Here is a 20,725-nt window from a genome sequence, read left to right as displayed (position 1 = left end):
GAACATGCTTTAATTATTTTTGTGCCTGTTGTTGACGTTCTTTCTCTTCTTTTAGGATAACCTTACGTGAGAGGTTTACTCTTCCCTGATTATCTATTTCTGTTACTCGAACAAGAATTTCATCCCCAAGCTTAATTACATCTTCTACTTTTTCAATACGTTCTTCAGCTAATTGCGAAATATGAACTAAGCCATCTTTTCCTTTAAAAAGCTCAACAAACGCACCAAACTTTTCAATTCTTTTCACTTTCCCCAAATACGTTTGTCCAACTTCTACTTCTCGAATAATGTCTTCGATAATAGAGCGGGCTTTTTCGTTCATAGCCATCTCCACCGAAGAAATATAGACTGTACCATCTTGTTCAATATCGATCTTAACGCCTGTTTCTTCAATGATTTTGTTAATCATCTTTCCGCTCGGTCCTATTACATCGCGGATTTTATCAGGGTTAATTTTCATTGTCATAATTTTAGGTGCATACGTAGAAAGCTCTTTACGAGACTGAGCAATTGACGAAAGCATATTATCTAAAATATGCATACGACCACTTTTCGCTTGGTTTAGTGCTTCTTTTAGGATATCACGATTAATACCATCAATTTTAATATCCATTTGTAATGCAGTAACCCCATCACGAGTACCCGCTACTTTAAAGTCCATATCTCCTAGGGCATCTTCCATCCCTTGAATATCAGTTAGAACGGATACGTGTTCCCCTTGTTTTACTAGACCCATTGCAATACCTGCAACGGGTGCTTTAATTGGAACACCTGCATCCATCATTGCTAATGTACTCGCACAAATACTCGCTTGTGAAGTTGACCCATTTGATTCTAACACTTCTGATACAAGACGAATGGTGTACGGGAAATCGTTTTCATTCGGAATCACTGGCTCAAGAGCACGCTCGCCTAGTGCACCGTGACCAATCTCACGACGACCTGGTCCACGAATGGGTCCTGTTTCACCAACACTGAATTGAGGAAAATTATAATGATGCATAAAACGCTTCGATTCTTCAATTCCTAGCCCATCAAGAATTTGTACATCACCTAATGCTCCTAAAGTACAAATGCTTAATGCTTGCGTTTGTCCTCGTGTAAACAGACCTGACCCATGTGTACGTGGGAGAAGATCTACTTGTGAAGCTAGTGGACGAATTTCATCAACTTTCCGTCCATCTGGGCGAATTTTATCGACTGTAATGAGACGTCGAACTTCTTCTTTCACAATTTTATGTAAAACTTCTTTAACGTCACCTAAATTAACATCTTCTCGTTCTTCAAACGCAACGACTGTTTTATTTTTTACAGCATCAATTGCTTCAGCACGAGCATGCTTTTCTTGTACTTGTACAGCTTCTGTTAATTCCGCCTCAGCCAACTTACGAACTTCTTGCTCAAGGTCTAGGTCAACTTGCTTTAACTTAACTTCTGATTTTTCTTTTCCTACAGCTGTTGCTATCTCTTCTTGGAAGGAAATAAGCTTTTTAATTTCATCATGACCATACATGATTGCTTCTAACATAACTTCTTCCGTGACTTCTTCAGCTCCAGCTTCAACCATGTTAATAGCATCTTTTGTACCTGCCACAACAAGATCAATATCACTTTGTTCAAGCTGCTCCGTTGTTGGGTTAATAATAAATTTCCCGTCCAAACGACCAACCGTAACCCCTGCTATTGGTCCGTCAAATGGAATATCTGAAACACAAAGCGCAAGAGATGATCCTAACATTGCTGCCATCTCAGAAGAAGCATTTTGGTCAGAGCTCATAACAATACTTATGACTTGAACTTCATTACGAAATCCATCTGGAAATAAAGGACGGATCGGACGATCAATTAAACGACTCGTTAAAATTGCGCGTTCGCTCGGACGTCCTTCACGTTTAATAAATCCACCAGGGATCTTACCAGCAGCATAAAGTCGTTCCTCATAATTAACCGTTAGTGGAAAGAAATTTAAATCTTTTGGTTCTTTCGAAGCAGTAGCTGTTGATAGTACAGCCGTATCACCATACCTAACAAGCACTGCGCCGTTTGCTTGTTTTGCTAATTGACCTGTTTCAACAGTCAACTCTCTTCCAGCCCATTCCATTTTATATACATGTTTTGTTTCTTCCATTACGCGTACTCCTCTCGTACACCAGTATTCATTCATCTTACTTTATTATTACCAAACTCATTGAAAACTAAAAGAATATCTAAAGGTTGGTTAATTTTAGTCATTTTACCAATGTTATTAGATCAAGAAAAAAGCGGGACATTATCCCGCTTTCATCACGATTATCGGCGTAAGCCAAGCTTGTCAACTAGGTTACGGTAACGTGTAACATCCTTGTTACGTAAGTATGTTAACAAGTTACGACGTTGACCTACCATTTTAAGAAGACCACGACGTGAATGGTGATCTTTCTTATGAGTACGTAAATGCTCATTTAATGTGTTGATTTGCTCTGTAAGGATAGCAACTTGAACCTCTGGAGAACCAGTGTCAGTGTCATGCGTTTTGAAATCAGTGATTAACTGATTTTTGCGCTCTTGTGTTAAAGCCATCCTATTCACCTCCCTTTATATTATCTCCTATTCCCTAGCAAACGTCGGTGACTCGATCTGCCAAGAAACGGATTCGTACTTGCAGTACAAACAATACTATACCTTTTTTTATACAAAAATGCAAGTTTTCCTTCTAGAGGTTGATCGAAAGGGACGGTTTCCACGGCTACTGAAAAAGGTCGGTTTTCGAGGGCACTGAAAAAGGTTGCTTTTTACCTTTTTCAGTGCCCTTTAAGCAATGCGCGTAGCCGTTGCCTTGTTTTAAGCCCGATATGAGTGGGTTTCTCATAGCAGGCGCGCAACGTGCGGAGCCATTGCCGCTTCCTCGATGGACTTTTTCAGTGGCCTCCGGTTTTCACCTTTTTAGTAGCGTCTAAGCAATAGAGCCGCTGTAAGGTTCGAAGCCATTGCACCAGCCACTCATTTTTATAAGGTTCAAAAAAAGTCTATTTTTCCCACGTGCCTTATTTAACAGACTTAGAAGTCAAAAAAGTTATAGCTTCCTCTTTATCAAGAGTAATTTGTTTTATAAGGTCATCTACACTAGAAAATTTTTGTTCTGATCTAATACGCCAATACCAATACACTTCAACTTCTAATCCATAGATATCTTGATTAAAATGAAAGAGATGTACTTCAATTGAAGGCGCTGTTTCCAATTCATCATGAAAAGTCGGCTTATAACCTACATTGCAAACCCCATCATATTGTTCGTTGTTAATAGTCAATTTCACAGCGTACACACCAGTTCTAGGAATAATGTAGCGTTCAATTGGCTTTACATTAGCTGTCGGGAACCCTATTGTCCTACCACGCTTTTCTCCATCTATAACGATTCCCTTCAAGGAATATGTTTCTCCTAAAAGCTCCGATACATGAAGAACATCTCCTACTTCAAGAAGCTGACGGATTTTAGATGAACTAACTTTTTCGTTGTTCTCCTCATACTTTTCAACAATGGTTGAATCTAGTCGATTACGCGCATGAAAAGGTAGAGTCTCCATCGTTCCTTTTCCTAACGAACCATATGTAAAATCGAAGCCTGCAACTGCATGTACAACATGTAATCCAATTAGATAGTCGTCAACAAATTGTTGCGGGGTTAAACTAGCAAATGACGGTGTAAACTTAACGACATAAAGCGTATCAACGCCTAGTCTTTCAATTTTTGTTATCTTATCAGACAATGGGGTTATGTAATTCATTTTTGTTTTCCTCAACACTTCCTTTGGATGAGGATGAAAGGTCATAACTGATGTTGATGCTCCAATTGAAGCGGCAATTTCTTTCGCCTTTTTTATAACTGTTTGATGGCCAATGTGAACTCCATCAAAGTAGCCTAATGCCATAACAGTTCGATTGCGATTTAACGTTCTTCCATCTATAGGATGTTTCAAATAAATGGTATCCATTTAAGAATCCCCTTTTCACTCCCAAATTCTTAAGATGACTCTCCTCCAGTCCAGAACATTTTCTCTGGTTTGACGAAGCCCTCCTTAGTTGGATGGCGCTTATAAACGGCTAAGCACTCTCCCTTTTCATTATAAACGGTAAATCTCATTTGTTCTAACCCTTTCTTTACAGGCAAGACTGAACCATTCTTAATCTGCTGTTCCGTTTCTGGATCTATTATACATTTCGGTAAATAATCAACAGCCGTTTCAAAAGGAATTAATTGTGTATATAACGTATTTTCTTCCTTAAATTCTTCTAATTGTTCAAACGTTTTGCTGTCTTCTAACGTATAGGGACCTGATGAAGTTCGAACTAAATCAGACATATGTGCTGGATATCCAAGTTTTTGTCCTATATCAACCGCTAGTGTTCGAACGTATGTCCCTTTACTACAATAAACTCGGAATCTAAACGTCGCTGCCTCCTCCTGAAAAGAGAGATCTGAAAGAAGTTCAAGTGAATGGATTGTAACGTTCCTTTCTGGCCGTTCAACTTCTTTTCCAGCGCGAGCATATTCATATAACTTTTTGCCATTAACTTTCACAGCAGAATACATTGGTGGTATTTGAACAATATCACCTATAAAAGAATTAAGGACCTTTTCTATTTCCTCTTTTGTCCACCTTCTTGTTACTGGTTTCGATTCAACAACTTCTCCACTTTTATCTTCTGTTGTTGTCGAGATTCCGATAGTCACTTCCCCTTCATATTCTTTTGAGTAACCAGACATGTATTCTACGACTTTCGTTGCTTTGCCAATACAAATTGGCAACACTCCATTTACGTCTGGATCTAACGTACCTGTATGACCTACTTTTTTCGTTTGGTAAAGACGTCTCACCTTCATCACACAATCATGTGAGGTCATTCCTCTTGGTTTATGTAAAATTAAAATTCCGTTTGGTTTCATTATTTCCTCCAAATTAGATGAAACTTGATTTTGTATTGGTTTAGGTTTGAGTTTGCAATGGTTCCACTCATTGCTACTAAGGCAATCAAAAAGGATAGAAGAGCATTTGCCCTTCTATCCTCTTATGATTACCGTTCATTTTTATTTAAATCTGAAAGAAGAGTTTCTATACGATTTCCGTACTCGATCGACTCGTCGAATTCAAAGACAATCTCCGGTGTTTTACGAAGGCGGATTCGTTTCCCAATTTCAGAGCGAATAAATCCTCTTGCTTTCGATAATGCTTGAAGAGTTGCTTCCTTTTGTTCGTCACTGCCAAGAACCGTTATGAATACTTTTGCTTGCTGAAGGTCTCCCGTAACGTCTACTCCAGTTACTGTCACAAAGCTAACACGAGGGTCCTTAAGTTCACGCATAATAATATCACTTAGTTCTTTCTTCATCTGTTCACCAACACGGTGTGCACGAACATTACTCATATCTTTCACCTCTGTTCTCTACATTAGAGCCATTCATAATCCGTAATCGTTCTTTCTGCGTCAGGCTCCCCATCAATTAATGCAAGAGCTTTTTGTAATTCACGTTCACAAACGGCACGGTCATTTGAAACAGTTACCATCGTTAATTCAGCACGTTGCCAAACATCATGATGATCCGTTTCTGCAACAGAAAGGTTAAAACGCTGCTTCACTCTTGTTTGAATACTTTTTAAAACAGAGCGCTTTTCTTTCAGTGATTGAGCATCATAAATGAGAAGCTCGAGGCGTACGAACCCTATAATCATTTACGCTCGATTTCTTCCATTACATACGCTTCAATAACGTCGCCTTCTTTAATATCATTATATTTCTCAAGAGTAATACCACACTCGTATCCTGCAGCAACTTCTTTAGCGTCGTCTTTAAAACGTTTCAACGCATTGATTGATCCCTCATAGACAACAATCCCATCACGGATCAGGCGTACTGTCGAATCTCTTGTTACTTTTCCTTCTGTTACATAAGCACCCGCAATCGTACCAACTTTTGATACTTTGAAAGTTGTACGAACTTCAACTTGACCAATGACTTTTTCTTCAAATTCTGGATCAAGCATCCCTTTCATTGCTGCTTCAATTTCATCAATTGCATTATAAATAACACGGTGAAGACGAATATCAACTTTCTCAGCCTCTGCCGTACGTTTTGCATTCACGTCAGGACGAACATTAAATCCAATCACAATCCCATTAGAAGCTGATGCCAGCATTACATCATACTCTGTAATTGCCCCAACACCTGCATGAATGATATTTACTTTTACACCTTCAACATCAATTTTTTCTAATGAACCACGCATTGCTTCAACAGAACCTTGAACATCCGCTTTAATGATAATATTGATGTCTTTGACTTCCCCTTGCTGAATTTGATTAAATAGATCATCTAAGCTAACTTTCGAGTTTTCTGAAAGATTCTCTTCACGTTGACGAGACATACGTGCCTCACCAATTTGACGAGCCTTCTTCTCATCTGCAAACGCTTGGAATTGATCTCCTGCCAGTGGAACTTCATTAAGTCCAGTCACTTCAACTGGAGTAGATGGGCCAACTTCTTTTACGCGACGGCCAAGATCATTTACCATTGCGCGAACACGTCCAAAGGAAGAACCAACTACAATTGGGTCACCGACTTTTAACTGACCGCTTTGTACAAGAAGAGTAGCAACAGCTCCACGACCTTTATCTAGCTCAGCCTCAATTACAGTACCTTTTGCTAATTTGTTTGGATTGGCTTTTAATTCTTCCACTTCTGAGACTAGAAGAATCATCTCAATTAATTCATCAATACCTGTTCCTGCAAGAGCTGATACATTTACAAAAATCGTATCGCCTCCCCATGCTTCAGGAACAAGTTCAAACTCAGTTAACTCTTGCATAACACGATCTGGATTCGCTGCTTCTTTATCCATTTTATTCACAGCTACGATGATTGGTACACCCGCTGCTTTGGCATGGCTGATTGCTTCTTTTGTTTGTGGCATAACACCATCATCTGCAGCAACAACAAGGATTGTAATATCTGTTACTTGAGCACCACGTGCACGCATTGTTGTAAATGCTGCGTGACCTGGCGTATCAAGGAAGGTAATTTTTTTACCGTTAGACTCGATTTGATAAGCACCAATGTGTTGTGTAATACCCCCTGCTTCTCCCGCAGTTACTTTTGTGTGACGAATGGAGTCAAGTAGGGTTGTTTTCCCATGGTCAACGTGCCCCATAATTGTGACAACAGGTGGTCTCTCTTGTAAGTCTTCCTCTGAATCGTCATCAACATAACTTTCGAAGTCCATTTCATCAATAACAATTTCTTCCTCGACCTCAACACCAAAATCACCAGCTATTAATTCGATTGAATCTTTGTCTAATTCTTGGTTAATTGTCGCCATAACACCTAGGCCCATCAGTTTCTTAATGATTTCTGAAGGTTCCTTATGTAACTTCTTAGCAATTTCACCAACGGTTAGAGACCCAACAAACGTAATTTTATCTGGCAATGGCTTTGGTTTCGGTGGTTCTTGACGTTGTTGCTGCTGTACACCGCCTCCACGCTTGTTCGGCCCTTTATTCCCACGGTTTTGTGGACCTTGCATTTTATTTTTTGGAGGTCTTGCTTGATTGCGTTTCGCATCATTCTTTTGTTGCTTAGGTGGACGATTGTCCGTTTTCTCTTTACTCTTCGTAGCTGTAGCTGTACTCTGAGATGAATTAGTCTGCTTTCCTGTTAAAGACTCCATCATCTTTTCATCGATTACAGACATATGATTCGTTACTGTAAATCCTGATTCTTTCAATTGATCAATGATCACTTTACTTGCTACGTCTTTCTCTTTTGCATATTCATATATTCTCATTTTTTTCATGTATTTACCTCCAGAATCATTGGTCGATTAATGCGGTCATTTTCTTCGCAAATCCATCATCCATTACACCAATGACGACTCTCTCCGCTTTCCCGATAGCTTGCCCAAGCGTTGCTCGATCTGACGTTATTCGTATCGGTATGTTGTAATGGCCGCATTTGTCCAATACTTTTTTCTTTGTTTGTTCTGCAGCATCAGAAGAGAGAATGACTAATCGAACCGATTTTCTTCTGACTTCTTTCAAAACGAGCTCTTCCCCTGTGACAAGTTTTCTTGCTCGTGCTGCTAATCCTAGTAACGACAGCCACCCTCTAGTCATTTTCGACTCCGTTTGCTTGCTTCACGTAATTCATCATAAATAGTAGCATCAACTTTTGTTTGCAAATGCCTTGATAAAACATCTCTTTTCTTTGCTAATTCAAAGATTTCATCATCATTAGTCATGTAGGCTCCTCGCCCATTCTTCTTTCCAGTTATATCAATTGAAACAATCCCCTCTGGAGAGCGAACGATACGAACCAATTCTTGCTTTGGCTTCATTTCATTTGTTACAATGCATTTTCGAAGAGGAACTTTTCGTTGTTTCAATGGCCCCATCTCCTTTTATTCTTGATCGTTAAAGTCTGGAATAAAGACGTCTTCTTCATTTGATACAGGTCGAAGCTCTTCTTCATCACTAAGTAGTCCAAGCTCTCTTGCATCTGATTCGCTCTTAATATCAATTTTCCAGCCTGTTAGCTTAGCCGCTAACCTTGCATTTTGCCCACGCTTGCCGATAGCAAGTGAAAGTTGGTAATCTGGAACAATAACTTGAGTTGTTTTTTCTTCTTCATTCACATTTACTTTTAATACTTTAGACGGGCTTAATGCATTGGCTACATATTCCACAGGATCTTCTGACCAACGAACGATGTCAATCTTTTCACCCTTTAACTCATTTACAATTGTTTGAACTCGCTGTCCTCTAGGACCCACACACGCACCTACTGGATCCACTTCTGGATTATCAACATGTACAGCTATTTTCGAACGATCTCCTGCTTCACGAGATACCGATTTAATTTCAACTGTACCGTCATAAATTTCTGGAACTTCTAGCTCAAACAGACGTTTCAAGAGGCCAGGATGTGTACGAGAAATTAAAATTTGCGGACCTTTAGTCGTTTTCTCAACCTTCGTGATAAATGCTTTGATTCGATCATTATGTTTGTAACTTTCATTTGGCATTTGCTCACTTAGCGGCAAAAGTGCTTCAACTTTTCCAAGGTCAACATAAATGAAACGATGATCTTGTCGTTGAACAATTCCTGTCATAATATCCTCTTCACGATCTATAAAATCAGAATAAATAATTCCACGCTCAGCTTCACGTACTCGTTGCGTCACCACTTGCTTTGCCGTTTGTGCGGCAATTCGGCCAAAATCTTTCGGTGTAACTTCAATTTCAACAACATCATCAACTTCATAGCTTGGATTTATCTTTTGTGCCTCATCTAATGAAATTTCAAGACGCGTATCAAAAACCTCTTCAACTACTACTTTTCTTGCAAAAACTCGAATACTACCGTTGTCTCTGTTTACATCAACACGTACATTTTGGACTTGATTAAAATTACGTTTGTAACCAGATATAAGGGCAGCTTCAATTGCCTCAATGATAACATCTTTTTTGATTCCTTTTTCTCTTTCTAATGTTGCCAACGCATCCATAAATTCACTATTCATGGACTATACTTCCCCCTTTCAATCGTCAAAACGAGCATACTTTTCTCCCTAACAATAATTTTTAGAAGATAATAGCTAGCCTTGCATTTGCTACTTTATTATATGGTATAGTGTAAACCTTTTTACGCGTTTTTACTTTCACTTCGATTTCTAAGCTTTCACCATCAAAGTGAATCAACTTTCCTTCAAATGCCTTTTCCCCTTCAATGGGCTCATACGTTGACACGTAGACATTTTTCCCGATCGACTTTGTCAGATCTTTTTCTTTTTTTAGTGGGCGCTCTGCCCCTGGTGAAGAAACTTCAAGAAAATAAGCTTGCGGAATAGGATCAAGTTCATCAAGTTTCTCACTTACTTTTTCACTCACTTGTCCACAATCTTCCAAGTCTACACCTTTATCTGAGTCTATAAAAATACGTAGGAACCAATTCGGACCCTCTTTTTTAAACTCGACATCAACAAGCTCTAGATTCAAATCATCTAATATAGGCGTTACTAATTCGCTTGTTAATTCAGTAACTTTCTTACTCATCTGTACCCTCCTCGCTGTTCTACTATTTCATGTATAATAGCTAACCGAATGATCGTTACTTTCTTTGTCTTCAGTTACGTCGCTTTTTTTATGAGAATAAAGTAGAGCGAACAACGAAAGAGTGGGTTTCCCCACTCTTTTTGCGTAACGTATTCTAAGTATTACCATTTAACAGAATACCATACTCTGCTATGCATTGCAACAGAACGGTGGCTTGACTAGAACAGAGAAAGTTGATTAGAATCAGGCATTCCCGCTAAGCAACCATGTTCATCTAAATGCTCTAGAACCGTTTTTGTTAACTTACTCCTCTGTTGCAAATCTTCTTTTGAGAGGAACTCACGATCTCCTCTCGCTTTTACGATGTTGAGTGCTGCATTCGTTCCAACACCTGTCATAGAATTAAAAGGTGGTAACAGTGTCTGATCTTCCACAATAAACTCAGTGGCACTTGAACGATACAAATCAACTTTTTGGAACGAAAATCCTCTCTCACACATTTCAAGAGCTAGCTCAAGAACAGTTAAAACAGACTTCTCTTTCGGAGATGCATCTAACCCTTTAGCATTAATTTCTTGCACTTTTGCTTTAATTGCCTCCGACCCCTTAATCATTGTATCTAAGTCGAAATCATCTGCACGAACAGTAAAGTATGATGCATAATAAATAATTGGATGATGAACTTTAAAGTAAGCAATGCGGACCGCCATTAATACATAGGCTGCAGCATGCGCTTTCGGGAACATGTATTTAATTTTAAGACATGAACCAATGTACCAATCTGGGACATCATGCTTCTTCATTTCATCAATCCACTCTGGTTGAAGTCCTTTTCCTTTTCGGACAAATTCCATGATTTTAAAAGCCAGGGAAGGATCAAGCCCTTTATAAATTAGATAGACCATAATGTCATCACGACAACCGATCACATCCTTCAGTTCACATGTACCATTGTAAATTAGTTCGTTCGCATTGTTCAGCCAAACATCGGTACCGTGAGAAAGCCCCGAAATCTGAACGAGCTCAGAGAACGTGCTCGGTTTCGTTTCTTCAAGCATTTGACGCACAAACCTAGTGCCAAACTCTGGAATTCCGAGTGTCCCTGTTTTACACATAATTTGCTCTTCGGTTACACCTAACACTTCAGGACCACTAAAGATCTTCATGACTTCAGGATCATCTGTCGGAATGGTTTTCGGATCAATTCCGCTTAAATCTTGCAGCATCCGAATGACTGTTGGATCATCGTGGCCAAGAATATCAAGTTTGAGCAAGTTATCATGAATCGAATGGAAATCAAAATGAGTCGTCTTCCATTCAGAATTCTTATCATCAGCTGGGAACTGAATTGGACAGAAATCATGGATGTCCATATAATCTGGGACAACAATAATTCCACCAGGATGTTGTCCCGATGTCCGTTTTACTCCTGTACAGCCAGAAACAAGTCGATCAATCTCCGCACCTCTCATATGAAGGTCATGATCTCCTTGATAGCCTTTTACATATCCATAAGCTGTTTTTTCTGCAACCGTACCTATCGTTCCCGCACGATACACATATTTCTCACCAAACAATTCCTTCGTATAATGATGGGCCCTTGGTTGATACTCCCCTGAGAAGTTCAAATCAATATCTGGAACTTTATCCCCTTTAAATCCTAAAAATGTTTCAAAAGGGATATCTTGTCCATCTTTCACATAAGGTGTTCCACATTCTGTACAGTCCTTATCCGGTAAATCATAGCCTGAACCGACAGAACCGTCGTCAAAAAAATGAGAATGATGGCAACTAGGACAGACGTAATGAGGAGGAAGTGGGTTTACTTCTGTGATTTCGGTCATCGTGGCCACAAACGAAGATCCTACAGATCCACGAGACCCAACTAAATAGCCGTCAATCAAGGATTTCTTAACGAGTTTATGTGAGATTAAATAAATAACCGCAAACCCGTGTCCGATAATACTCTTTAGTTCTTTCTCAATTCGTGCCTCAACAACCTCCGGTAAGTCATCCCCATAAATGCTTCTTGCCATGTTGTAGCTCATTTCTCTTATCTCATCATCCGCACCTTCAATTTTAGGTGTGTACAAGTCATCAGGAATCGGATGAATTTCCTCAATCATGTTTGCCACTTTTTGTGTATTTGTTACAACGACTTCTTTTGCCTTTTCTTCACCTAGAAAAGAGAATGCATTAAGCATTTCATCAGTTGTACGGAAATGGACTTCAGGTAATGTTTGTTTGTTTAATGGATTCGCCCCACCTTGGGAAGCAATTAAAATTTTTCGATAAATATAGTCTTCTTTTTGTAAATAATGAGCATTACCAGTTGCGACAACTGGCTTTTCTAACTTTTCTCCTAGACGAACGATATTGGCTACAATTTCTTGCAATGCTTTTTCACTTTTCACTAACTCTCTTTCAATCAAATGTTGATACGTTACGAGTGGCTGAATTTCAATATAGTCATAGAACTTAGCAATTTCTTCCACCTCATCCGCTGACTTTTGCATCATTCCTTCAAAAACCTCACCTTTATCACAGGCTGATCCAATTAATAAGCCGTTCCGATGTTTTTGGAGTTGCGATCTAGGAATACGTGGTGTTCGAAAGAAATAATCAACATGCGCCATTGACACAAGCTGATACAAATTTTTTAACCCTTCCTGTGTTTGAGCTAAAATCGTACAATGTGCTGGCCGTTGGCGATGAAAATTCCCTTGTCCCATATGCTCGTTTAATTGGTCGTGGTATTCAATTTCGCGTTCATTCGTGTCTTTTACCATCTTCCAAAGTAAATAGCCTGTCGCTTCGGCATCATAAATCGCTCGGTGGTGACTAACAAGTTCAATGTCAAACTTTTTACACAATGAGTTAAGCCGATGATTCTTTAACTCTGGATAAAGAAAACGTCCAAGCTCTAACGTATCAATAACAGGATTCGTCGCTTCGCCAAGACCAATCTTTTGGTATCCCACATTTAAGAACCCCATGTCAAAGCTAGCATTATGGGCAACTAATATGGCATCACCAATAAACTCTTTGAAATCACGCAAAACATCAGCGACTTCAGGCTGACCTCTCACCATGTCATCTGTAATTCCAGTTAACTCAATGATTGTATTGGTTAACGGTTCATGCGGGTCAGCAAACGATTCAAACCGATCGATAATCTCCCCGCCTTTCATTTTAACTGCAGCGAGCTCGATGATCGTATTGTACACAGCAGATAATCCCGTTGTCTCAACATCAAATACAACATATTCATCTTCTATTAATAAACGATGAGCTTCATTATATACAATGGGAACACCGTCATCGACAAGATTGGCTTCAAGCCCAAACAAGACTTTAATTCCGTGCTTTTTCCCTGCAGAATAAGCTTCTGGAAATGCTTGTACGACTCCATGATCTGTTACGGCTATTGCTGGATGGCCCCATTTTGCAGCTTGCTCGACGTACCTTCCCGCCGAACCAAGTCCGTCCATTTGGCTCATCGTCGTATGGAGATGCAGCTCAACTCTTTTTTCTTCTTCACTTGCTGAATCCATACGTTCAACAGGGCTTAGCTGATTCACATCATTTCCGATCATGACAAGGTCACGTACAAACGTATCGTTTTGTATACCGCCTCGAACTTTAAGCCACATTCCTTTTTTAATTGCTTGAAGGAGAGGCACATCTTCTTTATCTCTTGAAAACATTTTGACTAATATTGAATCCGTATAATCGGTTATTTTAAATGTTAATAAAGTTCGCCCGCTTCGTAGTTCCCTTGTTTCTGCATTAAATACGTACCCTTGCACTGTAACACGGCGCTCTTCATCCACAATCGCTTCAAGAGGCATTGGCTCATCTTTTATTGGATATCCGATTACTAAAGGCTTACCACTCAGTTCTTTTTCAGCTTGCTTTTCATTTTTCTTCTTCTCAAGTATTGCTTCAACAACCTTTGAGTGGTCTTCTTGATCTCGTTTTTCAACAAACTTCTCAAACTCTTGTTTTGATTCATGGATATAAGTATCAATTTTAATCGACGGCAAACTTAATGATGAAATCGTTTCTTGAAACGGTTCCGTTAATTTACGCTTTAACGCTACAGCTTCCGTTTCATTACGAACTTGGATGACAAGTCTTTTCCCATCATAAGTAGGAGACTGCTTCTTTAAAAGTTCACGTATTCCATCTGAAATTTGAGACAATTTAGAAATAATTAATGGCCAATAGTCAATCCACTGTGACTCTTTCAGTTCATTGTTTGAATAGTAAAAGGTAAATGTAGCATTCGCAATATGCTCAAATGTTACACGTAACCGATCTGAAAACAATTCAAATATCGCAGCCGGTACGACAACTGGTACATCAATATGAAAATGCCATGCTCTTTTTTCTTTCGATATGACTAATTTACGTATCATTGCGTTTTGAAAATGAGTCTTCATTACTTGTTCTGGTAATTGTAACTGCTGGAGAAGCAATTGAAGTCGTTCTTTGCGGAGCTGTTCATCTTGTGACATTGATTCATTCCCCCCCATATTTCATACTTTTTATTAAATTAAAGAGCCTGTCATTGCTTCGAGGTTGTTCACATGAAAAGAGAAGAGGCTGACTCAGAACGACCTGTCCTAGTCTACAATATGTGAAGCGAGATAAACACGCAACCTATTGCCACTAGGAATCAGACCCTTTATTGCTGAGTCACCCTCAATTGTTCATTTATAATTAATTTAGCAACTTCTTTAATGTATCAACTAAGTCTGAAACATGTACTTCTATCATATCCCCGGTTTTCCTTACTTTCACTTCAACAATGCCTTCTGACGCTTTCTTGCCAACTCCTATTCGTATTGGAAGACCCATTAGATCTGAGTCTTTAAACTTAACACCTGCACGTTCAGGTCGATCATCAAACAAGACGTCATATCCCTCTTGCTTTAATGCTTGATAAAGTTCTTCACCTAGTTGCTTTTGTTCTTCATTTTTCACATTGATCGTCACAAGGTGAAGGTCAAATGGCGCTACTGTTATAGGCCAAACAATACCATTTTCATCATAATGCTGTTCGACAATAGCTGCTACCGTTCTTGAAACACCAATGCCATAACAACCCATGATCATCGTTTGTGACTTACCATTTTCATCTAGGTATTTTGCTCCAAGCGCTTCACTATATTTCGTTCCTAATTTAAATACATGACCGACTTCAATTCCCATCGCAAATTGAATCGTACCTTTTCCATCAGGTGAAGGATCCCCTTCTTGGATAAATCTAATGTCCTCGTAACATGATACTTGAAAATCGCGACTAGGATTTACATTGTTATAATGCTTTTCCCTTTCATTTGCCCCACATACACCGTTCACTATAAACTCAACAGCATGATCGGCGATAATCTTTACCCCATCAGGAATGTTTATTGGTCCTACATATCCAGTTTCACAACCTAGAATGGTAGCCGTTTGTTCAGGTGTAGCTAATTGTACTACAGAGTTTCCAAGAATATTACCTACTTTGATTTCATTCACTTCATGATCACCACGAACTAAGACAAGCACTGGTTCTTCATTGACAATATAAAGAAGTGATTTAATCGTAGCACTTGAGTTTACCCCTAATAGTGAAGTTACTTCATCAATTGTTCTAGTATTCGGAGTGTCAACGACTTGAAGTTCTAATAATGCTTCTTCTGATTTTATATAATTTACGCGAACAGGTGCAATTTCAATGTTTGCTGCAAAATCAGATTGATCAGAATACGCTATCGTATCTTCCCCGATGTCACTAAGAACCATAAATTCATGTGTATCCGTTCCACCAATTGCTCCTGAATCAGCTTCTACAGCTCTAAAATTCAGGTTACAACGCGAGAAAATATTTTGATACGCATCATACATTTTGCGATAACTCTCATCTAAGCCTTCCTTAGTAGTATCGAAAGAATAGGCATCTTTCATTATAAATTCACGCGAGCGGAGAACACCGAATCTAGGTCTTCTTTCATCACGATACTTTGTTTGAATTTGATACAAATTCATTGGCAATTTTTTGTATGATTGAACGTCATCACGAACTAACGTTGTAATCACTTCTTCATGAGTTGCCCCAAGAACAAAGTCACGATTGTGACGATCTTTTAACCTCATTAATTCAGGACCATAATCTCCTAATCGACCAGACTCCTCCCAAAGTTCAGCTGGTTGAATAGCTGGCATTAACACTTCCTGCCCACCAGCTGCATCCATTTCATCACGAATGACCTCTTCGACTTTTCTAAGAACCTTTTTTCCTAATGGAAGATAAGAATAGATTCCTGAAGCTGTCTGGCGAATAAGTCCCGCTCGCAACATGAGCTGATGACTTTTAATTTCTGCATCAGCCGGTACGTCACGTAAAGTTGGTGATAAATAATTCCGTTGTCTCATTGTTAAAGTCCTTTCCAACTCGTCTTTTCAAATTTACATAAAAAATTTATTTATATCGTTCCAAGTAACAACAATCATTAATAGCATAAGTAAAGCAAACCCGATAAAGTGAACAAGCCCTTCTTTTTGCGGATCCATCGGCTTCCCTCTAACGGCTTCAAGTCCAATAAATATTAACCGGCCACCGTCCATTGCAGGAATAGGAAGTAAATTTATTATCCCTAAATTGACACTTAAAGCCGCAGCCCATTGCATTAATACAAATATCCCCATTGCAGCTGCCTCACCCGTGTAGTTGTAAATTCCAACAGGTCCAGCTACATAATCCAATGAAAAGTTTCCTGTAACAATCATTCCTAACACTTCAAAAATCATTGTCATAAACATATACGTTTGCGTGAAACCAAACATAATTGAACCCATTAATGAAAATTCAGTCGGTCTAGCAATCCCAACAAACCCCTCAGGGTCTCCAAATTGTCCAACCCGTTCTGCTGGAGTAACCGGAACCGCTAACGTTTGATCCCCCCGCTCTATTTCAAAGACAATTGACTCATTTGGATGTTGTTGAATGATACTTGTCATCTCATCCCACGTATCGATCGGTTGCCCATCAATTGCTACAACCTGATCCCCCTCTTGTAAGCCAGCTTCAATCGCTGCACTATCCGGAGATACATCACCTATTCGTGCTTCATCTACAGGCATACCTTGGAATAAGGCAAATGCGATTAAAATCACAACTGCTAATAGAAAATTCATCATAGGACCAGCAAAAATAGCTAAAGCACGTTGACCAACTGTTTTTGAACCAAACTGACGATTCCATGGGGCAATTTGCGTCTCCTGTTCATCTTGAATCAGTACAGCTTGATCATCAATTTGGTACTGCATTCTCTCGCCTTCGTCATTATAAGCTTCAATGATGAGTTCACGTTCTAAATCTATTTTCTCAACTTGTACAACAAGTGCTTCTGGGTGTTTAGACTTGTTATTAATAACAATTTTGCTTACTTTACGTGCTGTATTAAATACAAGTCCAATCTCATAACCAGGTTTAATATCAATCATTTCTGGGTCTTCGCCGGCCATTCTTACAAAGCCACCTAACGGAAGCAAGCGAATGGTATAAACTGTTTCATTTCGTTTAAATGAGAAGATCTTTGGTCCAAAACCAATCGCAAACTCCCTACATAAAATCCCTGCACGTTTTGCAAAGTATAAATGTCCCCATTCATGAATGAAAACAAGAAGACCGAAAATAACAATGACTGACAGTAAAGTATTCATCGCTTAAGTGTCCACCTTTCTTATTTGATCATTGAGTGGATAAAGGCTCTCGTCTCGGCATCAACTGCAATAATTTCTTCTAATGTTGGCTGTTTAATAAGGGAATGTCTTTCAAGAGCTTGTTCAATTACATGTTCAATTTCTAAGAAAGAAAGTCGATTTTCTAAGAAATAGGCGACGGCTGTTTCATTCGCTGCATTTAAAACCGTTGGCATCGTTCCGCCAATTTTTCCAGCTTCATAAGCAAATGATATACATCGAAATCGCTTCATATCAATCTTTGTAAAGTGAAGAGCTCCTATTTCCCATAAATTCAATCGCTCATGTGAAATCGACTGTAGTCGTTTCGGATACGTAAGAGCATATTGAATAGGCACTCGCATATCTGGTGTTCCTAATTGGGCAATAACACTTCCGTCTATGTATTCAACCATTGAATGTATAATACTCTCTTTATGTAGAACGACATCAATTTTCTCATAAGGCATATCGAAAAGCCATCGTGCTTCAATTACTTCAAGACCTTTATTCATCATCGTTGCAGAATCAATCGTAATCTTTGCACCCATAGACCAATTCGGGTGGTTAAGCGCTTCGCGAACCGTTACATTCACAAGGTCCTCGCGCGAACGGTCACGAAAACTCCCACCAGAAGCTGTAAGAATCAAACGGTCAACTTCTTTTATGCTCTCTCCGTTCAATGCTTGAAAAATGGCAGAATGTTCACTATCAACGGGAAGTAGGGCTACATTATGTCGTTTAGCCTCCTCCGTCACAATATGACCAGCTGTTACTAACGTTTCTTTATTTGCAATAGCAATTGTCTTTCCCGCTTGAATCGCAGCTAAAGTTGGCGACAAGCCCACACTACCAAGAACAGCATTTACAAGAATTTCTGATTCCTGTGCTGTTGCTACTTCAATTAATCCTTCACTCCCATAAACAACTCTTGTAGAACTTGGCACTTCATGTATTAGTTTATCATAATCTTCTTTCGATTGTACGGATAAAAGCTTTGGGGCAAACTCATGAACTTGTTCAATCGCTAACTTTATATTCTTTCCTACTGACATTGATTCTAACCTAAAATGATGAGGATGCTTACGGATAACATCTAACGTTTGTGTTCCAATCGATCCCGTAGCACCTAATAAACTAATATGCTTCAACTTACTCACCTACTATTATAAAATATCTCATTACATACTTTCCTCTTAAGCTTAGATTAGTTGAAGCAAATGGAGAATAGGCATAACATAAATCAGACTATCAAATCGATCCAATATTCCCCCATGTCCTGGTAAAACATTACCTGAGTCCTTCACAGCATAATGCCTCTTTAAAGCTGATTCCACTAAATCACCCAGCTGGCCAAATATAGATGCGACAATAATTACTAATAAAGCCGTAATATAACTCGAAAAAATCGGAAAGAAAAAATAAAAAATAGTACCGACAATCGTGGCTGCTACAATTCCACCAATAGAGCCTTCAATTGTTTTTTTCGGACTAATATCTGGCCATAACTTATTTCTTCCCCATTTTCGCCCAACAAAATAAGCACCTGAATCGGTTGTCCAAATTAAAAGTAAAACATAAAACACAAGAATCAAACCATGCTCTGGTATATCACGTGTCATAATTAAATAATGAAATCCAAAACCGACATATACCGAAGATAGGATAACAAAACCGACTTGGTCAAATGTAAACGAGTTCTTAGTAATAACCGTAAACATTAGCAATACTAATATCATAAAGATAAAAATTTCCACTTTTGTAAAATAAGAAGGAACAACTTGGTCAAACCAATTTGTCGGTACAAGTAACAACCACATCGAAAATAAACTGATGATACCCATTAACGATATAGGAGCTATTTTTTTCATTTTCAATAACTCCATCATCGCAACTGATGCCACAATCGAAATAAACAATGCAAATACCCATCCACCAAATAGAACCATCGTAATAAAGAACGCTCCGCCAATAATCCCTGTTATTATTCTTTCTTTCAATTTAACATCGCCCCTTTTAAACGCCACCGTATCTACGCACGCGTTTTTGATAGACGGCAATGGCTTCTACAAGGTGGTGTTCATCAAAATCTGGCCATAGAACATCTGTAAACCAAAACTCACTATACGCGACTTGCCATAGCATAAAATTACTCAAGCGAATTTCTCCGCTTGTTCGAATTAATAAATCTGGATCTCGCAATTCAGCAGTCATCAGATTCTCTTTCAAAACAGATTCAGTAATATCTTCTGCTGATAACGACCCACTTTCTATTTGGTTTGCAATTTTCTTTACAGCTTCCATTAATTCAAAACGGCTTCCATAATTAAGTGCAAAATTTAAAATGAGACCTGTATTCTGTTCTGTATCTTTTACAGCTTTAGTAACAGCTCGTTTCGTATGCTCAGGCAAGTTCTCGATAGTTCCCATTAAACGCACTTTCACATTTTTTTCCATTAACATTGGTAATTCTTTATTCAGAAAACGCTCAGGTAGTTTCATTAAAAAATCTACTTCTGTTTTCGGACGCTTCCAGTTTTCAGTTGAAAATGCGTATAATGTTAAGATTTCAACACCAAGATCATCTGCTTTTCGAACAACTTTATTAATAACTTTCATTCCTTCACGATGTCCAGCAATTCGTGGTAATCCCTTTTGTTTTGCCCAGCGACCATTTCCATCCATAATGATAGCAATATGCCGAGGGACATTAATATCATCTATCTCATTTGTTCCTTCTTGTGAAGAGAAAGATGATTTCCATTTTGTTAACTTTTCAAGCATGTTCGCGCCCTCCATCTATGTAGCAGCAGGTTCATCTTCTTCTAGCTTTGCCTTTTTTCAGAAGACTCATAACAAGTAAGAAAGTGTAAAAAACCCCCTAAGATAAAAGAGGGTCTTTTACTATG

The 20,725-nt window shown here is 38.8% G+C and carries 17 protein-coding genes; all 17 read right to left on the bottom strand.

The genetic code is table 11. The annotated features are described in order from the left end of the window. Nucleotides 1-13: 13 nt before the first annotated feature. A complete protein-coding gene (gene pnp, locus SAZ04_RS02140) occupies nt 14-2,128 on the bottom strand; it encodes a polyribonucleotide nucleotidyltransferase (protein WP_332690322.1) in 2,115 nt (704 codons plus the stop codon). Between the two features lie 161 nt (nt 2,129-2,289). Further along, nucleotides 2,290-2,559, bottom strand: a complete 270-nt coding sequence (rpsO, locus tag SAZ04_RS02135; protein ID WP_332690319.1) for a 30S ribosomal protein S15 — start codon at nt 2,557-2,559, stop codon at nt 2,290-2,292. A 464-nt stretch (nt 2,560-3,023) separates the two neighbouring features. Continuing rightward, nucleotides 3,024-3,971 (bottom strand): bifunctional riboflavin kinase/FAD synthetase, encoded by a 948-nt coding sequence (gene ribF / locus SAZ04_RS02130; protein WP_332690316.1) that lies wholly within the window; start codon nt 3,969-3,971, stop codon nt 3,024-3,026. Between the two features lie 29 nt (nt 3,972-4,000). Further along, nucleotides 4,001-4,924 carry a tRNA pseudouridine(55) synthase TruB gene (gene truB / locus SAZ04_RS02125; protein WP_332690313.1) on the bottom strand — a complete coding sequence of 308 codons (924 nt, stop codon included), beginning with the start codon at nt 4,922-4,924 and terminating at the stop codon, nt 4,001-4,003. A 128-nt stretch (nt 4,925-5,052) separates the two neighbouring features. Beyond that, nucleotides 5,053-5,403 (bottom strand): 30S ribosome-binding factor RbfA, encoded by a 351-nt coding sequence (gene rbfA, locus SAZ04_RS02120; protein WP_332690310.1) that lies wholly within the window; start codon nt 5,401-5,403, stop codon nt 5,053-5,055. 23 nt (nt 5,404-5,426) lie between these two features. Beyond that, the gene (locus SAZ04_RS02115) at nt 5,427-5,708 is read right to left on the bottom strand and encodes a DUF503 domain-containing protein (RefSeq protein ID WP_332690307.1); all 282 of its coding nucleotides are present in this window, start codon (nt 5,706-5,708) and stop codon (nt 5,427-5,429) included. Further along, nucleotides 5,705-7,825, bottom strand: coding sequence for a translation initiation factor IF-2 (gene infB, locus SAZ04_RS02110; RefSeq protein ID WP_332690304.1), 2,121 nt, complete (start codon nt 7,823-7,825; stop codon nt 5,705-5,707). The genes SAZ04_RS02115 and infB overlap by 4 nt, the downstream gene beginning before the upstream one ends. 16 nt (nt 7,826-7,841) lie before the next feature. Further along, nucleotides 7,842-8,144 (bottom strand): YlxQ family RNA-binding protein, encoded by a 303-nt coding sequence (locus SAZ04_RS02105; RefSeq protein WP_332690301.1) that lies wholly within the window; start codon nt 8,142-8,144, stop codon nt 7,842-7,844. Then, nucleotides 8,141-8,413 (bottom strand): RNase P modulator RnpM, encoded by a 273-nt coding sequence (gene rnpM, locus SAZ04_RS02100; RefSeq protein ID WP_332690298.1) that lies wholly within the window; start codon nt 8,411-8,413, stop codon nt 8,141-8,143. The genes SAZ04_RS02105 and rnpM overlap by 4 nt, the downstream gene beginning before the upstream one ends. 15 nt (nt 8,414-8,428) lie before the next feature. Continuing rightward, nucleotides 8,429-9,550: a transcription termination factor NusA gene (gene nusA / locus SAZ04_RS02095; protein WP_332690295.1), complete on the bottom strand. Its 1,122-nt coding sequence runs from the start codon at nt 9,548-9,550 to the stop codon at nt 8,429-8,431. A 61-nt stretch (nt 9,551-9,611) separates the two neighbouring features. Beyond that, entirely contained in the window at nt 9,612-10,082 is a 471-nt protein-coding gene (gene rimP / locus SAZ04_RS02090) for a ribosome maturation factor RimP (protein WP_332690292.1), read from the bottom strand. Nucleotides 10,083-10,300: 218 nt separating this feature from the next. Then, nucleotides 10,301-14,602, bottom strand: coding sequence for a PolC-type DNA polymerase III (locus SAZ04_RS02085; protein WP_332690289.1), 4,302 nt, complete (start codon nt 14,600-14,602; stop codon nt 10,301-10,303). Nucleotides 14,603-14,807: 205 nt separating this feature from the next. Continuing rightward, on the bottom strand, nt 14,808-16,508 hold the full coding sequence (locus SAZ04_RS02080; RefSeq protein WP_332690286.1) for a proline--tRNA ligase: 1,701 nt from the start codon (nt 16,506-16,508) through the stop codon (nt 14,808-14,810). A gap of 33 nt (nt 16,509-16,541) precedes the next feature. Continuing rightward, nucleotides 16,542-17,798, bottom strand: a complete 1,257-nt coding sequence (rseP, locus tag SAZ04_RS02075) for an RIP metalloprotease RseP (RefSeq protein ID WP_332690283.1) — start codon at nt 17,796-17,798, stop codon at nt 16,542-16,544. Between the two features lie 20 nt (nt 17,799-17,818). Beyond that, nucleotides 17,819-18,967 (bottom strand): 1-deoxy-D-xylulose-5-phosphate reductoisomerase, encoded by a 1,149-nt coding sequence (locus tag SAZ04_RS02070; protein WP_332690280.1) that lies wholly within the window; start codon nt 18,965-18,967, stop codon nt 17,819-17,821. 51 nt (nt 18,968-19,018) lie between these two features. After that, nucleotides 19,019-19,816, bottom strand: a complete 798-nt coding sequence (locus SAZ04_RS02065) for a phosphatidate cytidylyltransferase (protein WP_332690277.1) — start codon at nt 19,814-19,816, stop codon at nt 19,019-19,021. A gap of 16 nt (nt 19,817-19,832) precedes the next feature. Further along, entirely contained in the window at nt 19,833-20,600 is a 768-nt protein-coding gene (gene uppS, locus SAZ04_RS02060; RefSeq protein WP_332690274.1) for an undecaprenyl pyrophosphate synthase, read from the bottom strand. Between the last annotated feature and the right edge of the window lie 125 nt (nt 20,601-20,725).

The organism is Halalkalibacter lacteus (assembly GCF_036663595.1).
Lineage (GTDB): Bacteria > Bacillota > Bacilli > Bacillales > Bacillaceae_D > Halalkalibacter > Halalkalibacter lacteus.
This window is presented reverse-complemented; position numbering and strand designations above follow the sequence as displayed.

Excerpts from the sequence above, each read along its gene's own strand:
- rseP (WP_332690283.1), bottom strand. The coding sequence starts at position 17,798 with ATGAATACTTTACTGTCAGTCATTGTTATTTTCGGTCTTCTTGTTTTC.
- rbfA (WP_332690310.1), bottom strand. The coding sequence starts at position 5,403 with ATGAGTAATGTTCGTGCACACCGTGTTGGTGAACAGATGAAGAAAGAA.
- SAZ04_RS02115 (WP_332690307.1), bottom strand. The coding sequence starts at position 5,708 with ATGATTATAGGGTTCGTACGCCTCGAGCTTCTCATTTATGATGCTCAA.
- rimP (WP_332690292.1), bottom strand. The coding sequence starts at position 10,082 with ATGAGTAAGAAAGTTACTGAATTAACAAGCGAATTAGTAACGCCTATA.
- pnp (WP_332690322.1), bottom strand. The coding sequence starts at position 2,128 with ATGGAAGAAACAAAACATGTATATAAAATGGAATGGGCTGGAAGAGAG.
- truB (WP_332690313.1), bottom strand. The coding sequence starts at position 4,924 with ATGAAACCAAACGGAATTTTAATTTTACATAAACCAAGAGGAATGACC.
- uppS (WP_332690274.1), bottom strand. The coding sequence starts at position 20,600 with ATGCTTGAAAAGTTAACAAAATGGAAATCATCTTTCTCTTCACAAGAA.
- SAZ04_RS02105 (WP_332690301.1), bottom strand. The coding sequence starts at position 8,144 with ATGACTAGAGGGTGGCTGTCGTTACTAGGATTAGCAGCACGAGCAAGA.
- rpsO (WP_332690319.1), bottom strand. The coding sequence starts at position 2,559 with ATGGCTTTAACACAAGAGCGCAAAAATCAGTTAATCACTGATTTCAAA.
- infB (WP_332690304.1), bottom strand. The coding sequence starts at position 7,825 with ATGAAAAAAATGAGAATATATGAATATGCAAAAGAGAAAGACGTAGCA.
- nusA (WP_332690295.1), bottom strand. The coding sequence starts at position 9,550 with ATGAATAGTGAATTTATGGATGCGTTGGCAACATTAGAAAGAGAAAAA.
- ribF (WP_332690316.1), bottom strand. The coding sequence starts at position 3,971 with ATGGATACCATTTATTTGAAACATCCTATAGATGGAAGAACGTTAAAT.
- SAZ04_RS02085 (WP_332690289.1), bottom strand. The coding sequence starts at position 14,602 with ATGTCACAAGATGAACAGCTCCGCAAAGAACGACTTCAATTGCTTCTC.
- SAZ04_RS02080 (WP_332690286.1), bottom strand. The coding sequence starts at position 16,508 with ATGAGACAACGGAATTATTTATCACCAACTTTACGTGACGTACCGGCT.